The sequence below is a fragment of the Lentzea guizhouensis genome (genome assembly GCF_001701025.1).
GTDB lineage: Bacteria > Actinomycetota > Actinomycetes > Mycobacteriales > Pseudonocardiaceae > Lentzea > Lentzea guizhouensis.
This window is the reverse complement of the sequence record NZ_CP016793.1, coordinates 5,640,343-5,666,543: the sequence shown is the minus strand read 5'-3', so window position 1 is coordinate 5,666,543 and position 26,201 is coordinate 5,640,343. Positions and strand designations below refer to the sequence as shown.

Annotated in this window: 20 protein-coding genes, 1 tRNA gene and 3 rRNA genes; 9 read left to right on the top strand and 15 right to left on the bottom strand. The window is 67.5% G+C overall.

Annotated features, from left to right (window positions below; translation table 11 throughout):
• Positions 1 to 80 precede the first annotated feature (80 nt).
• The 3 genes from BBK82_RS27830 to BBK82_RS27820 all read right to left on the bottom strand — a co-directional run bounded on the left by BBK82_RS27830 (position 81) and on the right by BBK82_RS27820 (position 2,968).
• Complete coding sequence (locus tag BBK82_RS27830) at positions 81 to 896, bottom strand: enoyl-CoA hydratase/isomerase family protein (protein ID WP_065917643.1); 816 nt, start codon at positions 894 to 896, stop codon at positions 81 to 83.
• A gap of 59 nt (positions 897 to 955) precedes the next feature.
• Positions 956 to 1,165 carry a helix-turn-helix domain-containing protein gene (locus tag BBK82_RS27825; RefSeq protein WP_030473247.1) on the bottom strand — a complete coding sequence of 70 codons (210 nt, stop codon included), beginning with the start codon at positions 1,163 to 1,165 and terminating at the stop codon, positions 956 to 958.
• 174 nt (positions 1,166 to 1,339) lie between these two features.
• On the bottom strand, positions 1,340 to 2,968 hold the full coding sequence (locus BBK82_RS27820; RefSeq protein ID WP_065917642.1) for an ABC-F family ATP-binding cassette domain-containing protein: 1,629 nt from the start codon (positions 2,966 to 2,968) through the stop codon (positions 1,340 to 1,342).
• 146 nt (positions 2,969 to 3,114) lie between these two features.
• Between BBK82_RS27820 and BBK82_RS27815 the strand changes: the two genes are divergently transcribed.
• Complete coding sequence (locus tag BBK82_RS27815; RefSeq protein ID WP_065917641.1) at positions 3,115 to 3,879, top strand: SDR family oxidoreductase; 765 nt, start codon at positions 3,115 to 3,117, stop codon at positions 3,877 to 3,879.
• A 61-nt stretch (positions 3,880 to 3,940) separates the two neighbouring features.
• On the opposite strand, the gene BBK82_RS27810 is transcribed toward BBK82_RS27815, so the two are convergent.
• Positions 3,941 to 4,828 (bottom strand): LysR family transcriptional regulator, encoded by an 888-nt coding sequence (locus tag BBK82_RS27810; protein WP_065917640.1) that lies wholly within the window; start codon positions 4,826 to 4,828, stop codon positions 3,941 to 3,943.
• A gap of 79 nt (positions 4,829 to 4,907) precedes the next feature.
• On the opposite strand from BBK82_RS27810, the gene BBK82_RS27805 reads away from it, so the two are divergent.
• Complete coding sequence (locus BBK82_RS27805; RefSeq protein ID WP_065917639.1) at positions 4,908 to 5,786, top strand: EamA family transporter; 879 nt, start codon at positions 4,908 to 4,910, stop codon at positions 5,784 to 5,786.
• Entirely contained in the window at positions 5,783 to 6,397 is a 615-nt protein-coding gene (locus BBK82_RS27800; protein ID WP_065917638.1) for an NAD(P)-dependent oxidoreductase, read from the top strand. Before BBK82_RS27805 ends, BBK82_RS27800 begins: the two co-directional genes overlap by 4 nt.
• Here the strand turns inward: BBK82_RS27800 and BBK82_RS27795 are convergent.
• The gene (locus BBK82_RS27795) at positions 6,381 to 6,854 is read right to left on the bottom strand and encodes a GNAT family N-acetyltransferase (protein WP_179953706.1); all 474 of its coding nucleotides are present in this window, start codon (positions 6,852 to 6,854) and stop codon (positions 6,381 to 6,383) included. The two genes, BBK82_RS27800 and BBK82_RS27795, sit on opposite strands and share 17 nt — an antisense overlap.
• Positions 6,855 to 6,916: 62 nt before the next feature.
• On the opposite strand from BBK82_RS27795, the gene BBK82_RS27790 reads away from it, so the two are divergent.
• Positions 6,917 to 7,291: a hypothetical protein gene (locus BBK82_RS27790; protein ID WP_065917637.1), complete on the top strand. Its 375-nt coding sequence runs from the start codon at positions 6,917 to 6,919 to the stop codon at positions 7,289 to 7,291.
• Between the two features lie 69 nt (positions 7,292 to 7,360).
• Here BBK82_RS27790 and BBK82_RS27785 read toward each other — a convergent pair whose 3' ends face one another.
• From BBK82_RS27785 to BBK82_RS27775, 3 genes are read right to left on the bottom strand one after another with little or no spacing between them, the layout of a single operon-like run.
• A complete protein-coding gene (locus BBK82_RS27785; RefSeq protein WP_237047605.1) occupies positions 7,361 to 7,813 on the bottom strand; it encodes a SigE family RNA polymerase sigma factor in 453 nt (150 codons plus the stop codon).
• 47 nt (positions 7,814 to 7,860) lie between these two features.
• Complete coding sequence (locus BBK82_RS27780; RefSeq protein ID WP_154697539.1) at positions 7,861 to 8,274, bottom strand: hypothetical protein; 414 nt, start codon at positions 8,272 to 8,274, stop codon at positions 7,861 to 7,863.
• A gap of 30 nt (positions 8,275 to 8,304) precedes the next feature.
• A complete protein-coding gene (locus tag BBK82_RS27775; protein ID WP_065917634.1) occupies positions 8,305 to 8,982 on the bottom strand; it encodes an acVLRF1 family peptidyl-tRNA hydrolase in 678 nt (225 codons plus the stop codon).
• 335 nt (positions 8,983 to 9,317) lie between these two features.
• Here BBK82_RS27775 and BBK82_RS27770 point away from each other — a divergent pair, with 335 nt between their 5' ends.
• Complete coding sequence (locus BBK82_RS27770) at positions 9,318 to 10,295, top strand: helix-turn-helix domain-containing protein (RefSeq protein WP_065917633.1); 978 nt, start codon at positions 9,318 to 9,320, stop codon at positions 10,293 to 10,295.
• Between the two features lie 399 nt (positions 10,296 to 10,694).
• Here the strand turns inward: BBK82_RS27770 and BBK82_RS27765 are convergent, their stop codons facing one another.
• From BBK82_RS27765 to BBK82_RS27745, 5 genes are all read right to left on the bottom strand, one after another.
• Positions 10,695 to 13,487, bottom strand: a complete 2,793-nt coding sequence (locus BBK82_RS27765; protein WP_065917632.1) for a S8 family serine peptidase — start codon at positions 13,485 to 13,487, stop codon at positions 10,695 to 10,697.
• A 149-nt stretch (positions 13,488 to 13,636) separates the two neighbouring features.
• Positions 13,637 to 15,178 (bottom strand): deoxyguanosinetriphosphate triphosphohydrolase family protein, encoded by a 1,542-nt coding sequence (locus tag BBK82_RS27760; RefSeq protein ID WP_065917631.1) that lies wholly within the window; start codon positions 15,176 to 15,178, stop codon positions 13,637 to 13,639.
• 269 nt (positions 15,179 to 15,447) lie between these two features.
• A 5S ribosomal RNA gene (gene rrf, locus BBK82_RS27755) occupies positions 15,448 to 15,564 on the bottom strand.
• A gap of 91 nt (positions 15,565 to 15,655) precedes the next feature.
• A 23S ribosomal RNA gene (locus BBK82_RS27750) occupies positions 15,656 to 18,738 on the bottom strand.
• 344 nt (positions 18,739 to 19,082) lie between these two features.
• Positions 19,083 to 20,599: ribosomal RNA gene (locus BBK82_RS27745) — 16S ribosomal RNA — on the bottom strand.
• The 16S, 23S and 5S rRNA genes sit together here, the layout of an rRNA operon.
• Before the next feature lie 533 nt (positions 20,600 to 21,132).
• Between BBK82_RS27745 and BBK82_RS27740 the strand changes: the two genes are divergently transcribed.
• The 4 genes from BBK82_RS27740 (at position 21,133) to BBK82_RS27725 (ending at position 25,603) form a co-directional block, all read left to right on the top strand.
• Positions 21,133 to 22,086 carry a lycopene cyclase family protein gene (locus BBK82_RS27740; RefSeq protein ID WP_065917630.1) on the top strand — a complete coding sequence of 318 codons (954 nt, stop codon included), beginning with the start codon at positions 21,133 to 21,135 and terminating at the stop codon, positions 22,084 to 22,086.
• 107 nt (positions 22,087 to 22,193) lie between these two features.
• Entirely contained in the window at positions 22,194 to 23,867 is a 1,674-nt protein-coding gene (locus BBK82_RS27735) for a GGDEF domain-containing protein (RefSeq protein WP_065917629.1), read from the top strand.
• A gap of 130 nt (positions 23,868 to 23,997) precedes the next feature.
• A complete protein-coding gene (locus tag BBK82_RS27730; RefSeq protein ID WP_065917628.1) occupies positions 23,998 to 25,086 on the top strand; it encodes a carboxylate-amine ligase in 1,089 nt (362 codons plus the stop codon).
• 106 nt (positions 25,087 to 25,192) lie between these two features.
• Positions 25,193 to 25,603, top strand: a complete 411-nt coding sequence (locus tag BBK82_RS27725) for a CBS domain-containing protein (protein WP_065917627.1) — start codon at positions 25,193 to 25,195, stop codon at positions 25,601 to 25,603.
• Here the strand turns inward: BBK82_RS27725 and BBK82_RS27720 are convergent.
• Positions 25,594 to 26,037, bottom strand: coding sequence for an NUDIX domain-containing protein (locus BBK82_RS27720; protein ID WP_065917626.1), 444 nt, complete (start codon positions 26,035 to 26,037; stop codon positions 25,594 to 25,596). The two genes, BBK82_RS27725 and BBK82_RS27720, sit on opposite strands and share 10 nt — an antisense overlap.
• A gap of 63 nt (positions 26,038 to 26,100) precedes the next feature.
• Positions 26,101 to 26,178: transfer RNA gene (locus BBK82_RS27715), tRNA-Ile, on the bottom strand.
• Between the last annotated feature and the right edge of the window lie 23 nt (positions 26,179 to 26,201).

Below are 26,201 nucleotides of genomic sequence, written 5' to 3'. Positions count from 1 at the left end.
CCAGGAGCTGTAGCCGTCCACGCCTTCTAGAACAGCACACGGGTCTGACAATTCCTGAACAGAACCCCTGGAGACCTGGTTCAGCCCTGGGCGGACATCACTTCGGCCAGCGACCGCAGCCTGCGCAGCTGCGCAGCGCGCTCCACCGCCAGCTGGTCGGCGAAGGGCACGCCGGAGGCCGCCGACGCCACCAGCGCCAGCGTCTCGGTCACCGCACCCGCCATCGGCTTGAGCACCGACGCGACCAGCGCCTCGACCGTCGCGTCCAGCTCGGCCGCGGGCACGACGGCGTTCGCGAGGCCGATCCGCAGCGACTCGTCGGCGGGCACCCGCCGCGAGGTCACGCAGATCTCGGCCGCGCGCGAGTACCCCACGAGACGCACCAGGGGCAGCGTGCCGCCGAGGTCGGGCACCAGGCCCAGCCCGGTCTCGGCCATGCAGAACTGCGCGTCCTCGGTGAGCACGCGGAAGTCGCACGCCAGCGCCAGCTGGAAGCCCGCGCCGATGGCGTGCCCCTGCACCGCCGCGATCGTCACGCGTGCGGGGTCGCTCAGCCAGGTGAACCCGGCCTGGTACGAGGCGATCTTCGCGTCCGCCTCGTCAGCGGGCACGGCCAGCAGCGCACCGAGACCACCGGGTTCGCCGTCGACCGGCTCACCGGTGAACATGCGCCGGTCCAGCCCCGCCGAGAAGGCACGGCCGGCACCCCGGACGACCACGACGCGGACGTCCGGGTCCAGCTGCTCACCGATGTGCCGCAACGCCTGCCAGGTGGCGGGCGTCTGCGCGTTGAGCACGTCGGGACGATCGAGCGTGATGGTGGCGAGCGGTCCAGCGAGAGCGAGCCGGACGCCACCGCGCTCGAGCACGCCAGCGTCGACAGCGGGCACTGGCATGGCGGTTACCTCCGGCGGACTAGAAGCTAGTTACCGGAGAGTAGCAGTCTGTTGGAGTACTACTTCTTCTTCGTCCGGGTGGCGCCACCGCGACCGCGCAGCGTGACGCCGGATTCCGACAGAACCCGGTGCACGAAGCCGTAGGAACGCCCGGTGCTTTCGGCCAAAGCCCGGATGCTCGCGCCCTTTTCGTACTTCTTCTTCAGGTCAGCGGCCAGCTTGTCCCGCGTGGCGCCGGTGATCCGGGCACCCTTCTTCAGGTCAGCCACCTTGTCCCGCCTTCCGTACGAGCAGGTGGGCCGTTCGACGGCCCCTGTCGTCGCAATGATCGAACAGGTTCACGCAGAACGCCAGGTGATCAAGCAAAGAGATCGCCGAACGGTCGATTCGATCACACTCAGTTGATCAAAGGGTGCGCTCGGTAGTCCTTTGAGGGGTGGAGATCACGCGAGCTGCACGAGCTCGAGGTAGTCCTCCGACCAATGATCCTCGGTGCCGTCGGGCAGCAGGATCACCCGCTCGGGCTCCAACGCCTCCACCGCGCCGGGGTCGTGCGTCACGAGGACGACCGCGCCCTCGTAGCGCCGCAGCGCGTCGAGCACCTGCTCGCGCGAGGCCGGGTCGAGGTTGTTGGTGGGCTCGTCGAGCAACAGCACGTTCGCCGCCGAGGACACCAGGCCCGCGAGCGCGAGCCGGGTCTTCTCACCACCGGACAACGTGCCGGCCGGCTGGTCGAGCTGCTCACCGGAGAACAGGAACGTGCCGAGCAACGACCGCAGCCGCTGCTCCTGCTCGTCCGGCGCCATGTGCCGGATGTTCTCCCACACCGAGGCGTTGTGGTCGAGCGTCTCGTGCTCCTGCGCGAAGTAGCCGATCTTCAGGCCGTGACCGGGCACGACCTGGCCCGCGTCGGCGGGCTCGCTGCCGCCCAGCAACCGCAGCAGCGTCGTCTTGCCGGCGCCGTTGAACCCGAGCACGACGACGCGGGAACCCTTGTCGATGGCCAGGTCGACGCCGGTGAAGATCTCCAGCGACCCGTAGGACTTGCTCAACCCCTCTGCCATCAAAGGGGTTTTGCCGCACGGGGCAGGCGCCGGGAAGCTGATCTTCGCGACCTTGTCGCTCTGGCGCACGTCGTCGAGACCGTCGAGCAGCTTCTGGGCGCGCTTCGCCATGTTCTGCGCGGCAACGGCCTTCGTGGCCTTCGCGCCCATCTTGGCTGCCTGCGTCATCAGCGCGCCGGCCTTCTTCTCGGCGTTCGCGCGCTCACGGCGACGGCGCTTCTCGTCCGTCGCACGGGCTTCGAGGTACTTCTTCCAGCCGAGGTTGTAGATGTCGACCTCGCCGCGGATCGCGTCGAGGAACCACACCTTGTTCACGACGTCGTCGAGCAGCTCGACGTCGTGGGAGATCACGACGAGGCCGCCGTCGTGCGACTTGAGGAAGCCGCGCAGCCACGTGATCGAGTCGGCGTCGAGGTGGTTGGTCGGCTCGTCGATCAGCAGGATCGTGCTCGACTTCGCGCCGATGCCCGCCTCGGAGGCGGCGAACAGGATGCGCGCGAGCTCGACGCGGCGGCGCTGACCACCCGAAAGGGTGCTGAGCGGCTGCGCGAGCACGCGGTCCGGCAGGCCGAGGTTGGAGCAGATGCGGGCGGCCTCGGACTCGGCCGCGTACCCGCCGAGCGCCGCGAAGCGCTCCTCGAGCTTGCCGTACTTGGTGACGGCCTTGTCGAGCTCGTCGGGGTCGACCAGCTCGGACATCTTCGACTGCGCCTTCTCCATGTCGCGGAGCAGCTGGTCGAGGCCGCGGGCGGACAGCACGCGGTCCTTGGCGATGACCGACAGGTCGCCCTCGCGGGGGTCCTGCGGCAGGTAGCCGAGCGCGCCCTTGCGGGTGACGGACCCGCCGTAGGGCTGGCCCTCACCGGCGAGGACGCGCAGCGAGGTGGTCTTGCCGGCACCGTTGCGGCCGACGAGGCCGATCCGGTCGCCGGGCTGGACGCGCAGGTTGGCGCCGCTCACGAGAATGCGTGAGCCCGCGCGCAACTCCATGTCAGTTGCGGTGATCAACTCAGAACTCCGGGTAGATGTGGTCCGGGCACGGCAAAGGTCGGCACGTTCCGGTCGGCCTACTCCAGGAGGATCACGCGGACCATTCTACGGGTCGCGCGCCACCGGATTTCCCACCTGTGTCCGGACGCATAGATTCACCTGCCATGAGCGACGACTTCTCGGGCAAGACCGCGCTGGTCACCGGCGCTTCCCGCGGCATCGGCCTCGGCATCGCGCGCGAGCTGGCCTCCCGCGGCGCCGCCGTCACCATCACCGGCCGCAAGGCCGACCAGCTCGCCGAGGCGGCCGAGCAGCTCAGGGCCGACACCGGCGGCCGCGTCCTCGCCGTCGCGGGCAACGCGGGCGACGAGGCCGCGCGCGAGGAGGCCGTGTCCCGCACGGTCGCCGAGTTCGGCAGCCTCGACGTGCTGGTCAACAACACCGGCATCAACCCGCAGTTCGGGTTCCTGATGGAGGCCGACCTCAACGCGGTGCGCAAGATCTTCGACGTGAACGTGGTGGCGGCCCTGGGTTTCGTGCAGCTCGCGTGGAAGGCGTGGATGAGCGAGCACGGCGGCGCGGTCGTGAACATCTCGTCCATCGGCGGCATCCGGTCGACCGGCGTGATCGGCGCGTACGGCGCGTCGAAGGCGGCGCTGATCCGGCTGACCGAGGAGCTGGCGTGGCAGCTCGGCCCCAAGGTGCGGGTGAACGCGGTGGCACCGGCCGTGGTGAAGACGAAGTTCGCCGAGGCGTTGTGGAGCGGGCGCGAGGAGGAGGGCACGCAGCTGTACCCGATGAAGCGGTTCGGGACGCCGCAGGACGTGGCGTCGCTGGTGGCGTTCCTGTGTTCCGACCAGGCTTCGTGGATCACCGGGGAGACCGTGCGCGTCGACGGCGGGATGCTCGCGACGGGCACGGCGGGCTGAGCACACCGGGCCGCACGCTCACGCAGGGGTCCCCCTCAGGGGGTCCCCTGCTTTCATTCTTTCAGACAGCACCGACAGTTCCGGGCACGCCGAGCACCTCCAGGAACGCGGCCGCGGCCGGCGTCAGCCCGGCCGCGCTCCACACCAGGTGCTCCACCCGCGACGGCCCGTCCACCACCGGCACCGTCACCACCCCGCTCAACCGCGGCGCGTACCCCGACGGCAGCACGGCGATCGCGAGCCCCTCCCTGATCAGCCCGGCCATCAGCTCCGCCGTGGTCACCTCGAACGCCACCTCCCGCGCCAGCCCCGCCGCCGCGAACGCCTGGTCCGACTGCATGCGGCCCGGCGACCCCGACGGGAAGTCGACGAACAGCTCCCCGGCAAGCCTCGCAAGGTCTGTCTGAGCGGATCCGGCCAACGGATGCGATGGCGCGACCACGGCGACATGGTCGTCCCGCGCAAGTTCGTGCCCACGCACCCCCTCGGGACGCACGGACGGCGGCAACCCGAGGAACGCGAGGTCCAGCCTGCCCTGGCGCAGCTGCTCGACGAGCTCGTGGCTCGGCAGCATCCGCAACGCGACCTGCACCTGCGGATACCGCTGCCGGAACACCTTCAACGCCGCCGGCAGGTCCACCGCGGCGACCGTCGGGATCACCCCGATCACCACCCGGCCGCGCACCTCCCCCACCGCCGCCGCCACCTCGGCCACCGCCCGTTCGGCGAAGTCGAGGCACTGCCGGGCCGCCGGGAGGAACGCCTCCCCGGCAGGCGTCAGCCGGACGCTGCGGCTGGTGCGCTCGAACAACCGCGCGCCGAGCTCGCGTTCCAGGCGGGCGACCTGGTGGCTCAGCGCCGACTGCACGACCAGGCACCGCGCCGCCGCGCGCGTGAAACTGCCGGTCTCGGCGACCGCCACCACGTACCGCATCTGCTGGAGCTCCACCCGTCCATCTTGAATCACGATGGATCGCGTGACAAACATGTGTTGGACTCATCAACGCTGGTCACTAAGACTTGACGTCATGGAGAGCACCCTGTCCCGCACCGCGCTCGCGGCCTTCGCACCGGTGGTCTGGGGTTCGACCTACGTGGTCACCACCGAGCTGCTGCCCGCGGGGCACCCGCTGTTCGCCGGGCTGCTGCGCGCGCTGCCGGCGGGCCTGGTCGCGCTCGCGTTCACCAGGACGCTGCCGAGCGGCGCCTGGTGGTGGCGGGCGGCCGTGCTCGGCGTGCTGAACATCGGCCTGTTCTTCCCGTTCCTGTTCATCGCGGCCGAACGCCTGCCCGGTGGCGTCGCGGCCACGCTGGGCGCCGCGCAGCCGCTGGTGGTGGCGTTGCTGGCCGTCGGCGTGCTGAAGGAGAGCCCGTCGGCGTGGCGGTTCGCGTGGGGCGTGGTCGGGGTGGTCGGCGTCGGGCTGGTGGTGCTGGGGCCGGCGGCCGGGTTCGACCTGGTCGGCGTGCTGGCCGGGCTCGGCGGTGCCGCGACGATGGCGCTCGGCGTGACGCTGACGAAGAAGTGGGGCAGGCCTGCCGGGGCGAGCCCGACGGCGTTCGCGGGCTGGCAGCTGACCGCGGGCGGGCTGTTCCTGGTGCCGGTGACGTTCGTGTTCGAGGGCGCGCCACCGGCGATCGGGCTCACGGCGCTGGCCGGGTACGTGTGGCTCGGCGGTGTCGGCGGGCTGCTCGCCTACGTGCTGTGGTTCCGCGCGATCACCACGCTGCCGGTCACCTCGGTCTCGGTGCTCGGCCTGCTCTCCCCGATGGTCGCCGCCGTGCTCGGCGTCGTCGTGCTCGGTCAGACCCTCGGTCCGGTGCAGCTCACCGGTTTCGCACTCGCGCTGGCCGCCATCGTGGCGAGCCAGCGTCCCGCACCCGTTCTCGCCAGAGGAGTTCTGCAGTGAAGATCGCAGTCGTCGGCGCCGCCGGCATGGTCGGCGCGGAAGTGGTGGCCGAGGCCGTCAGGCGCGGGCACGACGTGACGGCGGTGGTGCGCACCGCGTCGCTCGAGGTTCCCGGCGTGCGGATCGCACGCGGTGACGCGACCGACCGCGAGTTCACGACCACCGTGCTGTCCGGAGTGGACGGTGCGGTCGCCGCCGTCCGCCCACGTCCGGGACAGGAGGCGACCGTCGGGCCGACCACCACGGCGTTGCTGGACGCCGCGCTCGCCGCCGGGACGCGGACGCTCGTCGTGGGCGGTGCGGCACCGCTGCGCTCGCCGGGTGGCACGGGGCTCGTGCTCGACGACGACCGGTACGTGCCACCGCACATCCGGCCCATCGCGGCGGCGAGCGTGCGGCAGCTGGAGGTGTGCCGGGCGCACGCGGCGGACTGGGTGTACCTGAGCCCGCCCGCGCTGCTGGAACCCGGCGAGCGCACCGGGACCTACCGGCGCGGCCGCGACGAGCTGCTCACCGGCCCGGCGGCGATCTCGGTGGCGGACCTCGCGATCGCGGTGCTCGACGAGCTGGAGAACCCCGGCACCGACCGGCACTTCACGGTCGCGAGCTGAGGTCCAGCCGCAGCACGACCTCGCCGTCCTCCACCTCGCCGGTCGGCACGAAGCCGTAGCCGAGGTAGAACGGACCGGGCGTGCCCTCGCCCGGCACGTAGCTGGTGAGCAGCTCGGTGGCGCCCTCCGCGCGCAGCAGCGCCACGACCTCGTCCAGGATCGCCGTGCCGTAGCCGTGCCGCTGGTGCTCGGCGCCGATCAGCAGGCGCCACAGGTAGAACGGGCCGAGCAGACCGGGTCCCGGCGTCACGTTCCAGCTGAGCATCACGAACCCGACCGGCACGTCTGCGGCGTAGACGGCGCGGTACCAGGGGTTGCCCTCCGGTTCCTGCTCGGCGTCGAGGAACGACTTCTCGACGGAGGCGACGAAACGCTCCTGGGCCGGGTGCACGCGCACGGCCGTGACGGCGGCGCGGTTGGCGTCGGTGACCTCGACGAGCCGGATCGGGGTGGTCATGCCCGGATTGTGCCGCTCAGGGCGTCGTCGAGGGCGGGTTCGTCACGGATTGGCCCGACGGCGTGGTGCTGGTCGGCGGCTGCGGCTTCGTCGGCACGGGCGTGGACGACGTCGAGGGCGGCCGGACCCCGCCCGGCGGCGTCTGCGTCGACGTCTGGGACGGCGTCTGGGGCGCGCTGGACTGCGGCGGGATGTTCGTCGGCAGCACGTGCGTCGGCGTCGACTCGACCGACGTCGGTGGCTGCGTGGTGCTCGGCGGAACCGGCACGGTGCTCGACGAGGAGGGGCCCGGCGTCAGCGGTTCCGACGGCGCGGCACCCGGCAGCACGGCCAGCGCCACGGCCACGACACCGACGGTCGCGAGCCCAGTGCCGGCCACGGCCACCGCGCGCCGCCGGGACCGCACGGCCCGCGCCCGATCAGGTCGGCGGCGGTGACGGTGGGCGGCGGCGTCCCCTCCGCGTGCAGAGCGGAGAAAGTCGCCCTCAGGTCGTCTTCGCGAACCATCACACCTCCAGCCTCAGGTGGTCGAACTCCGGCCCCAGCTTGCGCCGCAAGGTCTCCAGGCCCTTGCTGCTCTGCGACTTCACCGTGCCCGTGGAGCACTTCAGCGCGGCAGCGGTGTCCTCGACGCTCAGATCGTGCCAATAGCGCAGCACGAGGACGGCGCGCTGGCGTGCGGGCACGCCGGTGAGCGCCTGCCACACGACGAGCCTGTCCTCCGCCCCCGGGACGGAGGACAGGCCCTCTGGAGGCGTGTCGGTGAGCTTCTCCCTGCGCCAGCGCACCTTGCGGCGTTCCGCGAGGAACGTCCGCACGACGATCTGCCGCAGGTACGGTTCGAGCCCCGACCGGTCAGCGAGCTTCGGACCGGCCAGGTAGAGCTTCAAGAACGCCGACTGCATGACGTCTTCCGCCTCGTGCCAGTTCCCGCACAACAAGAACGCGGTGAAGCGCATCGAGTCGGCGCACCGGTCGAAGCAGTCGGTGAACTCGGCCTCCCAGTTCAGCGGTGGCTCCTCACCGCGCCGGTGCCGACGACACCGGCGGCGTCGTCGCGGGCGGCGTCCAGGTGGTCGGCGGCGGCGTGGGCCGGGTGTTGGTCGGCAGCGGCGGGGTGGTGCTGACCGGCGGCTGCGGCTTGGTGGGCAGCGGCGTCGGCAGGATCGACGACGTCGGCGGGTGGACTGGCGTGCTCGCCGGCGCCGTGGTCGGCGGTGCTGCGGCGTGGCCGCAGCGACGACGGGGGCGCCGTGGTCGACGGGTGCTCCGCGGAGGAGGACGTCGGCGCCGGCGGTGCCGAACTCGTCGGTGCGTGGTCCGGCGTGTCGCCGACACCGCTCAGGGCGAGCGCGGGCACCGCGATGCCGACGGCTCCCAGCGCGACGGCGCCCGCCACGATCACCATTCGTTTGCGCACTTGCGACTCCAGCAGGTCAGTGGCGCCTCTTCAGGCACCCTCACCCGTATCCATGCGGCCGGCCTCCGGCCCGGTTGCCCGTGTGTCCTGGATCACGATCTCAACACACCGGGCCCGGTGCGCGGCCTCGTCGAGCACCGCGCGCCGCGGTTCGGGCACGTCCAGCACCCGGTCCTCGGCCTGGGAGAAGACGCCCGTGAGCCTGCGGTCGTTGCGCAGGACGTCGAGCGCCTGCCGGTCACCGCCCAGCACGACGCTCTCCAACTCGGCGAGCCTGGGCACGAGCACGCGGGCCACGTCGTCGGCCGCCGCCTGCAGCGCGACGCGGGCCTGCCCCTCCCGGCGACGGGCGAACCGCTGCTGCGACCAGCCGCCGGCCCGGATGCGGCCGTGCACCTGCTTGCGGTCGGTCGTGGACACCTCGACCCGGTCACCGAACGCGACGCCGACGCTGTGACCGCCCAGCCGCACGAGCACGAGCCCGATCCGGCGCGGTTCGGTCAACCTTTCCACCACCTCTTCCACTGTCGTGCCGCCGCGAGTGACGAATGTCGCTGTTGCTCCGTCCGCCGCGGTGATGACGACGTTGGCATCGACAAGAGTCTCGACCGGTCCGTGACGCTCCGCGAACCGCGCGATCCACCCGTGCAGGCGCTCCGGCTCGACCTCGACCGCCCGCCCGCCCGGCACGGGCCTCACCCTGCTCACGTTGCCGCCTCCCTGCGCGACGTGGACTTTCCCCGCCGTTTCCCATCCGTTCGCCCTCCCGGAGGGCGAAACGACCCCCAGGACGAACCTCAGACCGCAAGGCGGCCGGTCCGGTGGAACCGAGGCCGTCATGCACACATCAGAACTATCTCAACACGAGGCGTGAGCAGCAGACGGAAGTTACTGATCGGTTCGGAACGCTTGACAGATGAGCCTCGAAAGCGTGAACTCGTGAACCGTATGGATTAACCATTGACTCCATCCGGCTCCGACCAGCGAAGTTCACGGGCGGGTAGGGTCACTGGGGCGTGATCTTATGACAGCGGGGAGTCACCATGACCACTGCTGCCGGTCGACCAACACTGACCGTTGACGATGACTCAACGGCCCACGGCAGCCTTACGCAGCTCCTGACCACGGGACCGTTCCCGGAGGCTCTTCGAGCCGCGATCAAGGCCAGCCGACTCAGCCTCGACCGCATCCAGCACCGGTTGGCACTGCGCGGCGTGACCATCAGCGTCGCGACGCTCAGCTACTGGCAGTCCGGACGGCGAAGGCCTGAGCGTCCGGAGTCGCTGGAGGCGCTGCGGCACCTCGAGTCGGTCCTCGGCGTTCCTCAGTCCGGTCTCTCGGCGCTGCTCGGCCCACCTCGACCCCGAGGCCGCCGATGCCGTCCGACGACCATGATGCCCATCGACGCACTGTGGGCCCGCCGCGAACGCGTGGCGAACCTGCTGTCGAAGGTCGACACTTCCTCCGACCTCAAACTGGGCCGCATCAGCCAGCACGACCGCATCGAGATCTCTGCCGACGGCGGGCAGAAATCCGTGTGGGTGCGCCAGATCCTGCGCGCAGAACAGGACGGCCCCGACCGGTGGGCGCTCGTGTTCGAGACCGAGGAGTCCGACGTGCTCCCCGAGATCGTCAACGTGCGCAACTGCCACCTGGGCCGCATCGCCCGCGACCACGAGGCCAACATCATGGTCGCGGAGATGATGTTCGAACGTCCGCTGACCCGCGGCGAGACCCTCATCATGGAGTACCAGCTGGTGTTCCCCGAGGGCCACGCCCCGAAGGGCAACAACACGTTCGCCCGCAAGTTCCGCCTGCCGGTGCGCGAGTACGTCATCGAGGTCCGCTTCGACGAGACGAACCTCCCCTCGCGCGTCCAGCAGTACAGCGTCCCCGCGGGCGACGAGACTCCTTCGCGGCGGCGCAACCTGACGCTGGACTCCGGCGGCGGGGTGCACGCGGTGGCGCTCGGTTTCGGACCCGGTGTGTTCGGGATCCGGTGGGAGTGGCCGAACCGCTGACGCTTTTCAGTTCTGGGCTGGAGGGCCGCTTCCCGGTGGGGGGCGGTCCTTCTGCTTTGCCGGGCTGGAACGTCGCTGGGTCGCCCCAGGTTCCCGGGCCGCCGTGACCGCACCCCCGGCGGCTTGTTCGCAGGCTCTCGCAGGGGTCCCCTCTGCTTTCGGCTCCCCCGCGGCCCACGCTACTCACGGGGTCTGACAGCTCCGGCCGGACTGAGGCGGGGCGAGGCCGGGTCGAGGCCGGTGCGGGTCAGCCGACCCGAGCAAGACCCGCGAAACGCGAAGCGGGCCCCGGTACCCGAAGGCACCGGAGCCCGCCCACCTGACTCAGTTCACCTGACTCAGTTCACCTGACTCAGTTCACCTGACTCAGTTCACCTGACTCAGTTCACCTGGCTCAGTTCACACCCACCCGGCGACGCTCAGCGTCACCGCGCGGATCGAGCCGCGGTCCGAGTTGACCACGTCGGCCACCTTGAACGTCCAGTTGCCGTCCGCCGGCTCACCGAGCAGCGACGACAACGTGCCCGCAGGCCGCCACGTGCCCGTGAACGGCTGGTCCGCCGACGTCAGCGTCGAGAACGCCCGCGCCGCCGAGTCGTCGAACACGGCCTGGCAGATGTTGTTGCCGAGGCTGCCGGTCCGCGAGAACAGCGTCACGGTCTTGCCCGACGGGGAGGTCAGGGTGCCGACCAGGTCACCGACGAAGGTGTGGTCGAGGCCCACCGTCGTGGCACCGTCCGCCGTCGAGCAGGTCGCCCCGTCGATGGAGAACTTCAGGTTCGAGGCCGCGCCGACGCCCGCGACCGGCAGGGACACCGTGGCGCCCGTCGGGTCGTTGTCCGGGATCGCGACCGGGGCACCGGTGTAGGCGAACGTCTTGAACTCGCGCGACGGCTCGCCGACGCGGAAGTCGAACGACGCCGTGGTCGGCGAGGTCGAGCCCGCGTAGGTCACGCGTGCGGCGAGCTTCACCGCCGAGCCGAGGGCCGCGCCGGCCGGCACCGTCACCTTGAAGGTGTTGGAGACCGTCTGGCCGACGTCGATGTTGCCGTAGTACTTGGAGCGCGGGGCGATGGTCACGCCGGCGGTCGGCGTGGTCAACACGACCGAGGTCGACGCGGCCGCACCGTCGCCGCCGTTGGTCACCGGCACGGTCACCGTGGAGGTGGTGCCGGGCTTGAGGAAAGCGCTCCCATCGGTGTCGTTGACGATGGTCGGCTTCTGCGCGCGGGCCAGGGCCTGCGGGGACGCGCCGGTGTGGGCGAGCGCGCGGTCGGCCATCACGATGCCGGCACCGGTGCGGTTGTCCACACCGGACTCGACGATGTCGATCGCCGTGGTGACGAGGGCTTCCTTGACCTCGGCCGGTGACAGCGTCGGGTTGCCGGACAGGATCAGGCCGGCGATGGCGGCGGCGTTCGGCGCGGCGGCCGAGGTGCCGAAGAACGGGTTGAAGCCGCTGACCGAGGTGGTCACGCCGTCGGCCGCGGTGATGTCCGGCTTCTGGCGGGTCTCGGCGAGGGGCGTGCCGTCAGCGGCGAAGAACGTCTGGCGCGGGCCGTCGGAGGTGAAGCGCTCCGGCTTCTGCGCGCTGTCGAAGGCACCGGGGTACGGGCCCTTCGGGTTGGCCGGGTCGCCGGGCTCGAGTTCGAACGGCAGGGCGCCGGCGGCGGGGGCGGCCGCGACCGAGATCGCGCCCTTGGCGGCGGAGTGGCCGCGGGTCACACCGGGCGTGACGAACTTCTTCAGGCCGTCGTTCGAGTCGGCGAAGCGGCCGCCGAACAGCGTGAGCCCGAAGTGCACGTCCTCACCGCGGAACTTGACGACCGCGAGACGCGTGCCGGTCGAGCTCGTCGGGGTGTTGAGGCGCTCGTACGGGTCCTGCGTGCCGTCCTGGTTGTTCTGGCTGAACGTGACAACGTTGCCCTGGGCGTTGACCAGGTACAGGTCGTAGTCGTTGAACGACTGGCCCAGCGGGTCGGCCCAGTGCAGCGTCACCGGGGCGTCGCCGGAGTAGTTCGACAGCGGGTTGAACAGCTGCTTGGCGTTGGGGTCGGGGTTGAAGTCGTGGGCGGTGCCGGCGAACTTGCCGACGCCGACACCGGAGTCGACGAACTTGCCCTCCCAGTAGCCGGCCGTGCCGTCGGCGACGTTGCCCTGGTTGCCGGCGCTGGAGAAGAACACCGCGCCGTCGGCGGCGACCGCGTCGACCGCGCGCGCGATGATGCCGTCCTGGAACGGGGACTCGTTGAAGTAGATGACGTCGTCGACGATGACGTCGCAGCCGAGCTGGAAGCGCAGCTTCTTGATGTTGTCGGCGAAGCTCGCGTCACCGTTGAACGCCGTCGCGAAGCCGAGCTCCGCGTTGGGCGCGAGGTCGTGCAGGATCTCGAGCATCGCCGTGCCCTCGTCGCCGGAACCCTCCTGGCCGGGGACGACGTCGACGGCGGGGAGCTCACCGGCGGCCTGCGACACGGCCAGCGACGAGATGCCGTCGGACAGGGCGCAGAGCTTCACGCCGACGCCGGTGATGTGGAACGCGTCACGCGCGGCCTCGGCGTTGTGGGCCTTGTCGCTCTCGCTGATCTTCTCGGCCACCACCGAAGCCCGCGTCTCGGCGAGCTGGCGCTCGATCTGCCTCGCCTTGTCCTCTTTGGACGGAGCGGTCTTCTTGCTCTTCTTGTCCCGCTTGTTCTCGACGTTCTGCGTCATCGCGTCGCTGCCCCGCTCGACACGGGTGACGTCGGCGCGGCCGGCGATCTCGGCGAGCTTGGCGAGCGGAACCTCGACCCGCACCGTGCGGTTCTCCGGGGACACCGCCCTGATCTGTCCGCCTGCGGCCCGGACAGCGTTGACCAGGTCCTCCGAGAACTGCTTGGCCCGCACGTCCACGAGCGTCGTCGAGCTCGACGACACCGCGACACCGGTCTGGACCTGCGGCAGGGCACCCGTGGTGCCGACCTGCACGCGCTTGCGCGACTCCACGACCAGCGCGCTGTCCACTTTGGACTCGGCTGAAGTGAGGGACTTCTTGATGCTCTGCAGCGCCGCGATCTGCGCCGCCGTTCGGTCGTTGATGGACTTCGACGCCTTGACCGGGTCCGCGTTCGCCGGCGTGACCGCGGTCAGCGCGGCCAGCAGGACAGCGGTTCCCGCCGTGACGAGTCTCGTGCCTCTTCGAGATCTGCGCACAGGGCTTCTCCCCCGAACGTTGGCGTGTCCCCCGAGAACACGCGGCCTACGACCGGATGATCCCGGTCGAGGCGCCAACGTATGGTGCACGACTGATCACAGTCAGCATCCTTTTGGGCTAGTTCCCACTGAGCAGACGCAATCACAGTTCACAGAACAAACGCGTCAGTCCACAACTGACCGGTTCGCCCGGAAAGTGCCTCCAACAGCGCGGCCGCCTGGTTGTCGGTGAGCGACGCGACGAAGTCGACGACGGCCCTTCCCCTTGCCAGGCCCCGGACAACGTCCGGCCCGACCGACAGCTCACCCGCGGGACCGACCAATGTGGACGGCTCCGTCCGGGCGAGCGACGCGTACTCCGTTTCGGCCAACTCCACCAGGTCGTGCAGCCGGCGCGGCAAACGGTCCGCCTCCGTCCGGTCCGTCACCCACTGCTCCAACGCGTCCACCAGCGAGCTCAGCAACCGCGCCTGCCCCCGCTGGTGCAACGCCAAATCCGGCCGCAGCAACACAAAACGCCGGTGCACGAACTTCAGCACCTGAACCTCGTGCCACTGCGCCACCGCGAGTACCACGTGCCCCGACCGCGGCGTCGGCTCCTCGATCACGCCAACCGCGTCCACGAGCCGCCGCGTCCACCGCGCACTGAACCCGGCCACCGCCTGCTCCGCCTCGACCGACCCGTCGAACGGCACCGCCAGCAACCCGTCGACCAGCTCCTTGCTCACCTTGCGCACGGCAAGCGCGAAGGCCTCGTCGTCCATCACCCACGAGTCCTTCAGGTGCATGCGCCGCCGCAACGTCTCCAGCGACCGCCCCGGCATCCGGATCTCCGCGTCGAGCTCGGCATCGCTCAACCCCGCGAGGTCCAACGCCTGCGCCTGCCACGTCCCGAGCTCGGCGGCGACGGTCGCGTGCTGCAGGACGCCGACCCGGTGGAAGTCCTCGAGGTCGTGGATGGCGTAAGCGATGTCGTCCGCGGTGTCCATGACGCTCGCCTCGACCGTCTGCTGCCAGGGCTCGATGCGCCCCTCGAACGGCTCACGCGCCTGCCGCAGGTCGTTGAACTCGGTGACGTAGGCCGAGAACTTCGCGCTGCCGGTGCCCGGCAGGTCGGCCGGCTCGGCGGCGCCGCGGGGTGCGGTGGCGAGACCCAGGTCCTGGTGGCGGGTCCACGGGTACTTGAGCATGGCGGCGCGGACGGCGACGGTCAGGTCCAGGCCGAGTGCCTTGGGGCCGCGGACGTCGGTGGCGGTGATGATGCGGAAGGACTGGGCGTTGCCCTCGAAGCCGTCGGGCAGGCCGAAGCGGTGGCGGGCCAGGCGGTCGAGCACCTGTTCGCCGAGGTGGCCGAAGGGTGGGTGGCCCAGGTCGTGGGCCAGGGCCGCGGCTTCCACCACGTCGGGGTCACAGCCGCCGAGCTTCTCCAGCACGGCGGTGAGTTCCGGGCGGTTGGTCAGGCGTTCGGCGATGGCGCGGGCTGCTTGGGCGACCTTGAGGCTGTGGGTCAGGCGGTTGTGGACGAGCAGGCCGGAGCCGGTGGAGCTCACCACCTGGGTCACGCCGCCGAGGCGGGCGAAGAAGGGGGAGCTGGCAACGCGGTCGCGGTCGACGCGGAAGGGGTTGGTGGCCAGGTCGGCGGTCCGGCCCGTGCCGCCGGACCGGCGGGCGATGCGTTGCTCGTTGTGCATGTGCAGAAGGTACCTGGGGTGGATCGGTGGTTCGGGTCGACTCCTGGTGCAGCATCGGTGTGGCGCCTCCCCTCGCGATTCCATATTTGGCGGCGAAGATGACCATGAGGTTGGGACGGGTTGAGGTCGTGCAATGAGGAGACGGCCGGCTGCGGGGATCAGGACAGGGATCACCTGATCAGGTGACAGGTGGGCGGAACGGGCCGGACAGCAGAAAGCCCCTGAAGGGAGCGAGCTGGCGCTCGACCCTCAGGGGCTTCTGTACGTAAGTTCGGCGGCGACCTACTCTCCCACACCGTAACCAGTGCAGTACCATCGGCGCAGAAGGGCTTAACTACCGGGTTCGGAATGGGACCGGGTGTTTCCCCAACGCTATAACCACCGAAACACTATGAAATTACAACCAGCAACCCCGCAAGGGATTGCGATCGGTTCTGGTTGTTCTTCCAGAACCGCACAGTGGATGCGTAGCGTCTTTGTAACAAGTCCTCGGCCTATTAGTACCAGTCAGCTCCAACCGTTACCGGTCTTCCACCTCTGGCCTATCAACCCAGTGGTCTAGCTGGGGGCCTTAACCCACGAAGGGTGGGATACCTCATCTTGGAACGAGCTTCCCGCTTAGATGCCTTCAGCGGTTATCCCTTCCGAACGTAGCCAACCAGCAATGCTCTTGGCAGAACAACTGGCACACCAGCGGTCCGTCCGTCCCGGTCCTCTCGTACTAGGGACAGCCTTCCTCAAGTATCCTACGCGCGCGGCGGATAGGGACCGAACTGTCTCACGACGTTCTAAACCCAGCTCGCGTACCGCTTTAATGGGCGAACAGCCCAACCCTTGGGACCTACTCCAGCCCCAGGATGCGACGAGCCGACATCGAGGTGCCAAACCATGCCGTCGATATGGACTCTTGGGCAAGATCAGCCTGTTATCCCCGGGGTACCTTTTATCCGTTGAGCGACCACGCTTCCACAAGCCATGGCCGGATCACTAGTTCCGACTTTCGTCCCTGCTCGACCCGTCAGTCTCACAGTCAAGCTCCCTTGTGCACTTGCACTCGACACCTGATTGCCAACCAGGCTGAGGGAACCTTTGAGCGCCTCCGTTACTCTTTGGGAGGCAACCGCCCCAGTTAAACTACCCACCAGGCACTGTCCCTGATCCGGATCACGGACCGAGGTTAGACATCCAATACGACCAGAGTGGTATTTCAACGATGACTCCACAACCACTGGCGTGGCCGCTTCACAGTCTCCCACCTATCCTACACAAGCCGAATCGAACACCAATACCAAGCTATAGTAAAGGTCCCGGGGTCTTTCCGTCCTGCCGCGCGTAACGAGCATCTTTACTCGTAATGCAATTTCGCCGGGCCTGCGGTTGAGACAGTCGAGAAGTCGTTACGCCATTCGTGCAGGTCGGAACTTACCCGACAAGGAATTTCGCTACCTTAGGATGGTTATAGTTACCACCGCCGTTTACTGGCGCTTAAGTTCTCAGCTTCGCCCTTGCGGACTAACCGGTCCCCTTAACGTTCCAGCACCGGGCAGGCGTCAGTCCATATACATCGTCTTGCGACTTCGCATGGACCTGTGTTTTTAGTAAACAGTCGCTTCTCGCTGGTCTCTGCGGCCGTCTCGCCCTAGCCCGCAAGAGGCTTCAAGCGCTACGGCCCCCCTTCTCCCGAAGTTACGGGGGCATTTTGCCGAGTTCCTTAACCACAGTTCGCCCGATCGCCTCGGTATTCTCTACCTGACCACCTGTGTCGGTTTGGGGTACGGGCCGCGTGAAAGCTCGCTAGAGGCTTTTCTCGGCAGCATGGGATCACTCTACTTCGCCTCAATCGGCTACGCATCACGTCTCAGGATATGTGAAGCACGGATTTGCCTATGCTTCTCCCTACACGCTTGCACCAGTACTACCACTCACTGGCGGAGCTACCCTCCTGCGTCACCCCATCGCTTGACTACTACAAGTTCAGGTCCCGCGCTCCACTTACCCCTAGATCCCGAAGGATCATCGGAGGGCTTCGGGCGGTTAGTATCACAAGGTTCATCATGGGCGCGTTCACACGGGTACGGGAATATCAACCCGTTGTCCATCGACTACGCCTGTCGGCCTCGCCTTAGGTCCCGACTTACCCTGGGCGGATTAGCCTGGCCCAGGAACCCTTGGTCATCCGGCGGACGAGTTTCTCACTCGTCTTTCGCTACTCATGCCTGCATTCTCACTCGCATAGCGTCCACGGCTGGATTCCTCCGCCGCTTCAACCGCTACACGACGCTCCCCTACCCATCCCGAGACAAGCTCGAAATGACACAGCTTCGGCGGTGTGCTTAAGCCCCGCTACATTGTCGGCGCAGGACCACTTGACCAGTGAGCTATTACGCACTCTTTAAAGGGTGGCTGCTTCTAAGCCAACCTCCTGGCTGTCTGTGCGACCCCACATCCTTTCCCACTTAGCACACACTTAGGGGCCTTAGCTGGCGTTCTGGGCTGTTTCCCTCTCGACTACGAAGCTTATCCCCCGCAGTCTCACTGCCGCACTCTCACACCACGGTATTCGGAGTTTGGTTGATTTCGGTAAGCTTGTGGGCCCCCTAGACCATCCAGTGCTCTACCCCCGCGGTGAAACATACGACGCTGCACCTAAATGCATTTCGGGGAGAACCAGCTATCACGGTGTTTGATTGGCCTTTCACCCCTAACCACAGCTCATCCCCCAGGTTTTCAACCCTGGTGGGTTCGGGCCTCCACGCGGTCTTACCCGCGCTTCACCCTGGCCATGGCTAGATCACACCGCTTCGGGTCTAGACCACGCGACTATGACGCCCTATTCAGACTCGCTTTCGCTACGGCTACCCCACACGGGTTAACCTCGCCACGTAGCACTAACTCGCAGGCTCATTCTTCAAAAGGCACGCCGTCACCCCTAAAGGCTCCGACGGATTGTAGGCACACGGTTTCAGGTACTATTTCACTCCCCTCCCGGGGTACTTTTCATCTTTCCCTCACGGTACTAGTCCGCTATCGGTCACCAGGGAGTATTTAGGCTTAGCGGGTGGTCCCGCCAGATTCACAGCGAATTTCACGAGTACGCTGCTACTTGGGAACACTCTAAACAGACGCTACGTTTTCGAGTACGAGGGTTTCACTCTCTACGCCCGTGCTTTCCAGACACGTTCCTCTAACGATGCGTTTTCTGACTGTTTGCCAGTTCGGCAGAACTGACCAAGAGGTCCCACGACCCCGCGAATGCAACCCCTGCCGGGTATCACACAGACGCGGTTTAGCCTCATCCGCTTTCGCTCGCCACTACTCACGGAATCACGGTTGTTTTCTCTTCCTGCGGGTACTGAGATGTTTCACTTCCCCGCGTTCCCTCCACATACCCTATGTGTTCAGGTATGGGTGACCCCACATGACTGGGGCCGGGTTTCCCCATTCGGAAATTCTAGGATCTCAGCTCGGTTGACAGCTCCCCTAGACTTTTCGCAGTCTCCTACGTCCTTCATCGGCTCCTGGTGCCAAGACATCCACCGTATGCCCTTACTAACTTGCTACAAAGATGCTCGCATCCACTGTGCAGTTCTCAAAGAACAATCAGATCCATCCGCACTACTGCGTGACGCCTACCCACTCCGAAGAGCCGGCGGTTCGACCGCGGCCGATGGCCGATCACTGAAAGACACAAGGTGCGTGTTCTCTCAGGACCCAACAGCGTACCGATCTGTTCACTCAGCCCTCACTGGACCTTTCCACGCGGCGAACCGCAGTACTCACTCCAGCGACAACTGTGTGTCGAGCCAGCCAGCATCCACTAATAAGCCCACCCGGCATCGAGGCCGGTGTGGTTCTGACTACCGCTCGGAACGTTTGCCCAAGATCGGTAGTAGATGCTCCTTAGAAAGGAGGTGATCCAGCCGCACCTTCCGGTACGGCTACCTTGTTACGACTTCGTCCCAATCGCCAGTCCCACCTTCGACCGCTCCCCCCATTGCTGGTTGGGCCACGGGCTTCGGGTGTTACCGACTTTCGTGACGTGACGGGCGGTGTGTACAAGGCCCGGGAACGTATTCACCGCAGCGTTGCTGATCTGCGATTACTAGCGACTCCGACTTCACGGGGTCGAGTTGCAGACCCCGATCCGAACTGAGACCGGCTTTATGGGATTCGCTCCACCTCACGGCTTAGCAGCCCTTTGTACCGGCCATTGTAGCATGTGTGAAGCCCTGGACATAAGGGGCATGATGACTTGACGTCATCCCCACCTTCCTCCGAGTTGACCCCGGCAGTCTCCCATGAGTCCCCACCATTACGTGCTGGCAACATGGAACGAGGGTTGCGCTCGTTGCGGGACTTAACCCAACATCTCACGACACGAGCTGACGACAGCCATGCACCACCTGTGAACCAGCCACAAGGGAGCCCTCATCTCTGAGGATTTCTAGTCCATGTCAAGCCCAGGTAAGGTTCTTCGCGTTGCATCGAATTAATCCACATGCTCCGCCGCTTGTGCGGGCCCCCGTCAATTCCTTTGAGTTTTAGCCTTGCGGCCGTACTCCCCAGGCGGGGTGCTTAATGCGTTAGCTGCGGCACGGAGGACGTGGAAGTCCCCCACACCTAGCACCCACCGTTTACGGCGTGGACTACCAGGGTATCTAATCCTGTTCGCTCCCCACGCTTTCGCTCCTCAGCGTCAGTATCGGCCCAGAGACCCGCCTTCGCCACCGGTGTTCCTCCTGATATCTGCGCATTTCACCGCTACACCAGGAATTCCAGTCTCCCCTGCCGAACTCAAGTCTGCCCGTATCGACCGCAGGCTCGGGGTTAAGCCCCAAGTTTTCACGGCCGACGCGACAAACCGCCTACGAGCTCTTTACGCCCAATAATTCCGGACAACGCTCGCACCCTACGTATTACCGCGGCTGCTGGCACGTAGTTAGCCGGTGCTTCTTCTGCAGGTACCGTCACTTGCGCTTCGTCCCTGCTGAAAGAGGTTTACAACCCGAAGGCCGTCATCCCTCACGCGGCGTCGCTGCATCAGGCTTTCGCCCATTGTGCAATATTCCCCACTGCTGCCTCCCGTAGGAGTCTGGGCCGTGTCTCAGTCCCAGTGTGGCCGGTCACCCTCTCAGGCCGGCTACCCGTCGTCGCCTTGGTAGGCCATTACCCCACCAACAAGCTGATAGGCCGCGGGTCCATCCCATACCGCCGGAACTTTCCACCACTGATCATGCGATCTGTGGTCGTATCCGGTATTAGACCTCGTTTCCAAGGCTTATCCCAGAGTACAGGGCAGGTTACCCACGTGTTACTCACCCGTTCGCCGCTCGTGTACCCCGAAGGGCCTTACCGCTCGACTTGCATGTGTTAAGCACGCCGCCAGCGTTCGTCCTGAGCCAGGATCAAACTCTCCAATAAGGATTGTGTTTGATCGCTCCAGACGGAATATGTCTGGCATCAATCTGTTCTACTCAAAGGAACTATCTCGACGAGGAGGTAATTCATATATTACTGGCTGTGTTATCGGCACGCTGTTGAGTTCTCAAAGAACACGCGCTCACCGCAGTCACGTCAGCTTTTCGGCTGATTACTTCCGGGGCTTGTGTTGCCAGGCTCGTTCCGGCTTGTTTTCCGGCCCGTGTCGCTCTGACTTGGAGAAGATTACACAGGGCCGTTTCGATCTCCAAATCGGGGGGTCCCTTGAGCGGCGAAACCTCCTCTGACCTGCTAGTTCTCGACGCGGAGCACCGGACGGCGGTCGGCCTCCGCCTCGGACGCCGGCACCGCGTCACCGACCCGAGCGCCGAAGAAAGGCCTCGTCAGGGGCTCCTTGGCGCCCGCACGCGGCCAACACGGGCGCCGCGACGGCCGCGGAAACCTCCGCCAAACCAACTTGACGTGACCTACGTCCCCTTCGCACACGTCGTCGCCACAAGGTCAATCATGGAGCCATGTACGACGTGCTTGTCATCGGTGGCGGACCGGCTGGCCGTGCGCTCGCGCGCGCATGTGCACAGCAGAAGCTGAACACGGCCATCGTCGACAGACACCCGCACCGCGTGTGGACGGCGACCTACGGCGCGTGGGCCGACGAGCTCCCGCCCGACGCACCCGTAGCCGCGAGGAGCGACAGGGTGCGCGCGTACGCACGTGAAGAGCACGAGATCCAGCGCGGCTACGTGGTGCTCGACAACGCCCGGCTGCACGAACTGCCCGAAGAAGTCACGGTGCTCCAACGCCCAGCACCTGCCAGGCACACGTTCAACGCCACAGGTGCGCGCAAGGGCCGTGCGGAGCAGACAGCAGTAGGCACCGTCATCGAGTCGGACAGCACGGAGACCGTGCTGATGGACTGGCGCGAAGGCGACACGTTCCTCTACACGGTGCCCCTCGGCAACAACCAAGTGCTCGTGGAGGAGACCTGCCTCGCGCGGCGCCCAGGCATGCCGCTGGACCAACTGCGCCAACGCCTCCATGCACGTCTACCCGAGGGCGTGAGAGAGGAGCGCGTCCGCTTCCCCTTGGACGCACCACGGCACAAGAACGCGTTCGGCGCGGCAGCGGGCTTCATACACCCGGCGACCGGCTACAGCGTCGCCACTTCTCTCGCGCTGGCACCGAAAGTGGCGGCGGCCGTCGAAGCGGGCGAAGACCCGAAGCACGTCATCTGGTCGCCCAAGGCCCGAGCCGTGCACGCCCTGCGTCGCTTCGGCCTCGAAACGCTGCTCCGCATGGACGCCGAGCAGACCAGGGACTTCTTCGAGCTGTTCTTCGGGCTTCCCACGGAACTGCAGCGCGCGTACCTCTCCGGCCGCGAGGACCTCAAGGGCACCGCGGCGGCCATGCTGGCCCTCTTCCGGACTGCGCCAGCACACGTGAGGTGGAATCTCATCCGCCCAGCGTGAACGGCGTGTCACGGTGCGCAGCCGCGCCGTGGCGAGACGCCGCCAACCTCGTGAACACCCGGTTAACCCTCTTGGTGCAGGTCATTCGCACCGGCACGATCTGAGACGTGCCCGCATTGCTGGATGACGTCAGGTTCGCCTTCCAGCCGCTGTTCAACCTCAACACTGGCGGCGTCGTCGCCGTAGAGGCACTTGCGCGGCCCCACGACGGCACCGTGCAGGACCTCCTGCAGGCGGCTTACCAGGCTCGACTACTGACCAACGCCGACGTCGGACTCGCCTGCCGCGCCATCCGCGCCGCAGCCGACTTCGAACTGCTGCTGCCGCTGCACGTGAACCTGCTGGCGATCACGGTGGCGGACAAGCCCGAGATCCTCTCCCCTCTCTACGGCGCGTTGCGGGAAGCCGGCCGCGCCCCGGACAGCATCGTCATCGAGGTCGGCGAGCCGTACTCGCGGGCGAACCGCGCGCGCCTGGCGCGTGGCCTCAAGACGCTCCGGGACCACGGTTTCCGCATCGCGCTCGACTGCGTGGGCGAGGGCGACGTGCCGCTGGGTCTGCTGACGAGCGCCGCGCCGGACTACATCAAGCTCGACCGCGAGATCGTGCGCACGCTTCCGGACGATCCCGCGCGTTGTTCGCTGGTGCGGTCGTTGGTGCACCTCAGCGAGTACACCGGCGGTCAGGTCGTGGCCGAGGGCATTGAGACCGAAGAACAGCTCACGGCCGTGCGCAAGATCGGTGTCGCACACGCGCAGGGTCATCTGCTCGCTCCCCCTCAGCGCCGACCGGCGGTCAACGCGCGCATTGCGCCGGAAGCGGTCACGCAGACCGGGGAGATCCGTCGCAGCAGCGGTCCGCGCGTCACCGACTTCCTGCACCCGGCCACGACGTTGCCGGAGGACGCCACCTCGGAGGAGGTGCGCGAGGTGCTGGCGTCGCAGCCGACGGTCACCGGTGTGGTGCTCGTCGACGACGAGGGCCGGCCGCGGTGGTCGGTGGACCGCAACCGGTTCCTGCTGGCGGTGACCGGGCCGTACGGGCACGCCCTGCACGCCAAGCGCGAGGCGGCCAGGCTCGCGGACAAACCGCACGTGATCGGCACCGACTCGTCGGCGCTGGACCTGCTGGACGTCGTCGCGCACGCCAACCGCGAGCGCACCAACGACGACCTGATCGTGGTCGACCACAACGAGCGGTGCATGGGTGTCGTGCGGGTCGCGGACGTGGTCAGAGGCGTGGCCGAGCTCAAGGTGGAGCAGGCGGCCGCGCTGAGCCCGCTCACGCGCCTGCCGGGCAGTGACGAGATCGCGAAGGAGGTCGACCGGCGGATCGCGACCGGTGAGATCTTCGCGGTGTCGTGGCTGGACGTCGACGGTTTCAAGCTGGTCAACGACACGGTCGGGTTCGCGGCGGGTGACGACCTGATCCGCGAGATAGGGCACGACCTGGCCGACCTGGCGCACACGTTCCCCGGCGTCCAGGTGGGGCACGTGGGCGGGGACGACTTCCTGATCTTGGCCGGCCTTGACGAGACGGTGCCGTTGTCCGCTCGTTTGCTGGACAAGCCGTACACGGCAGAGGGACGACACATCACGCTCTCTCTTGCGACCCTTATCTGTGCCGCGGGGTCAGTCGGGTCGTACCGCGAGGTGTCGCGCTTGCTGGCGCCGGTCAAGGAGCACGCGAAGTCGCTCGCCGGGTCGAGCTGGGTCATGGGTCGTCCGGGCACCGAACGACGTGACGTGCTGCGTGGTGTCGCGCAACGTGCGGTGAGCTGACAAGTACAACCAAACGCCTCCTGCGCGGCGGCCCGATCACTCATAGCATCGAGGTCGCTACTGAGCGCATCGGAGGTTCGTCGTGCAGGTCGGCAGCAGAACGCAATCGGTACCAGCGCAACGCACGGCCATGGACGGGCTTCTCACCGTTGGGGTGGAAGAAGAATTCGTGCTCGTCGAGGCGTCGACGGGACATTTGGCCAACCGTGCCGACGAAGTGCTCACCGGCGCCGACCGCTACCAGGTCGACCTGCAGCCGGAGATCGCGCAGTACCAGGTCGAGTCGGCCACGGGCATCTGCACGGACATGGGTGAGCTGCGCGACGAGCTCGCCGTGGCGCGCCGGGCGTTGATCGAACGGGCCGCGCGGCACGACGCCAGGCTCGCCGCGACCGGAACGCCGGTGCTGGGCCTGACGATGCCGACGCCGTTGACGAACGCCCCGCGCTACCACCGGATGGCGCAGGAGATGGGCGCGCTCACCAACGACCTCGCGATCTGCGGCCTGCACGTGCACATCGGGCTGCCCGACGACGAGTCGAAGATCTTCGTGAGCAACCACCTGCGGCCGTGGCTGCCGACGTTGCTCGCGCTCGGTGCGAACTCGCCCTACTGGCTGGACAACGACACCGGCTATTCGAGCTGGCGGTACGTGGTCTGGAACCGTTGGCCCACTTCGGGTGCGCCGCCGCACTTCGACTCGGCGGCGGAGTACTTCGCGGCACGGGAGGAGATCGTCGCGAGCGGCGCGGCGATCGACGCGGGGATGCTCTACTGGGACGTGCGGCTCTCCGCCCGGCACCCCACGCTGGAGCTGCGGGTGAGCGACGTGGCGCCGACCGTCGAGGAGGCCGTGCTGATGGCGGCGCTGGTGCGGGCCATCGCGACGACCGCGCTCACGTCCGGTGCCGCGCCGGCACCGTTGCCGCCGCACCTGTTGAAGGTGGCGTTGTGGCGCGCGGCCCGCGACGGGTTGGAGGGGTTCGGGATCGACCCGGTGACGGGTGCGCCGACGCCGGCCTCGTCGATCGTCGGCTCGCTGTTGCGGTGGGTCCGCCCGGCGCTGGAGCTCGCCGGTGATCTCCAGATGGTCAGCGACGGCATCGACCGGTTGCTGCTGGACGGAACGGGCGCGGTGCGGCAGCGGCGGGCGTTCGCGCGGCGGGGGCGGTTGGACGACGTGGTCGGGTTCCTGGTGGCGCAGACGGCGCCGGTCTGAACCACTTCAGCCTGTTCAGGCCACGCACTGCTGCGCTGTTCGGCTCACTGTTCGGCGGGGTGCTGTCCGGCGGCGGATGCTGAGGAGTCGACGGGAGGAGGATGAGATGACGACAGCGCGCGAGATCATGCACCCCGGTGTGCGGTGCATCCGCGAGGACACGACGCTCGTCGAGGCGGCGCGGATGATGCGCGACCTCGACGTCGGGTCGTTGCCGATCTGCGGGGACGACGACCGGTTGTGCGGGATCGTGACCGACCGCGACATCGTGGTGAGGGCGGTGGCCGAGGGGCTCGACCCGGCGACGACGAAGGCCGGCGAGTTCGGTGGGCACGTGCACTGGGTGGAGACCGGGGACTCGCTGGACCACGTGCTGAAGACCATGCAGGACAACCAGATCCGGCGATTGCCCGTGCTGGAGGACGAGCGGGTGGTGGGCATCGTGTCGGAGGCGGACCTGGCGCGGCACCTGCCGGAGGAGCAGCTGGCGGCGTTCGTGGAGCGGGTCTACGCCTGAAGTTCGACGCCGTGTTCGAGGTAGCGGGTGTCGCCGGCCTCGCGGGCGCGCAGTGCGGCGGTGAGGCGGCGGGCGAGCCTGGGGACCAGGCGGTGCGCTGCCTGGTCTGGCGGCACGAACTCGTAGGCCTTCCGCTCGGCGGCCTGCAGGCGGATGGTTTCGGGGTCGGTGAGCAGGCCGCCGTCGAACACGAACAGCACCCGGTTCCCGGCGTCGTCCGGTGCCCAGTCGACGACGAGCAGGCGGCCGGGTGCGCGGGCCAGGCCGAGCTCCTCCTCGACCTCGCGCCGGCAGGCCTCGCTCGGTGTCTCGCCGGGTTCGACCACCCCGCCCGGGATCTCCCAGTGCGGCTTGTAGGTGGGTTCGACGAGGAGCACGCGGCCCTGGTCGTCGAAGAACAACGCACCCGCGGCCGCCAACGCCCTGTTGTCCACGCTTCCAGTTGTACCGGCGGGTGAGCGGCCCGCCGGGGATCCAGCGGGCCGCTCGGGGAGGGTTGGTCGTCCCGCCAGGACTTGAACCTGGGACCTACCGCGTATCAGACGGACGCTCTCACCGGACTGAGCTACGGGACGGGTGGAAGACGTGGGTGTCGAAC

What these genes read in the sequence shown, in the direction of transcription:
- BBK82_RS27830 (WP_065917643.1), bottom strand. Translation starts at nt 896, where the DNA reads ATGCCAGTGCCCGCTGTCGACGCTGGCGTGCTCGAGCGCGGTGGCGTC.
- BBK82_RS27815 (WP_065917641.1), top strand. Translation starts at nt 3,115, where the DNA reads ATGAGCGACGACTTCTCGGGCAAGACCGCGCTGGTCACCGGCGCTTCC.
- BBK82_RS27805 (WP_065917639.1), top strand. Translation starts at nt 4,908, where the DNA reads ATGGAGAGCACCCTGTCCCGCACCGCGCTCGCGGCCTTCGCACCGGTG.
- BBK82_RS27795 (WP_179953706.1), bottom strand. Translation starts at nt 6,854, where the DNA reads ATGACCACCCCGATCCGGCTCGTCGAGGTCACCGACGCCAACCGCGCC.
- BBK82_RS27785 (WP_237047605.1), bottom strand. Translation starts at nt 7,813, where the DNA reads ATGCGCTTCACCGCGTTCTTGTTGTGCGGGAACTGGCACGAGGCGGAA.
- BBK82_RS27770 (WP_065917633.1), top strand. Translation starts at nt 9,318, where the DNA reads ATGACCACTGCTGCCGGTCGACCAACACTGACCGTTGACGATGACTCA.
- BBK82_RS27760 (WP_065917631.1), bottom strand. Translation starts at nt 15,178, where the DNA reads ATGCACAACGAGCAACGCATCGCCCGCCGGTCCGGCGGCACGGGCCGG.
- BBK82_RS27740 (WP_065917630.1), top strand. Translation starts at nt 21,133, where the DNA reads ATGTACGACGTGCTTGTCATCGGTGGCGGACCGGCTGGCCGTGCGCTC.
- BBK82_RS27730 (WP_065917628.1), top strand. Translation starts at nt 23,998, where the DNA reads ATGGACGGGCTTCTCACCGTTGGGGTGGAAGAAGAATTCGTGCTCGTC.
- BBK82_RS27725 (WP_065917627.1), top strand. Translation starts at nt 25,193, where the DNA reads ATGACGACAGCGCGCGAGATCATGCACCCCGGTGTGCGGTGCATCCGC.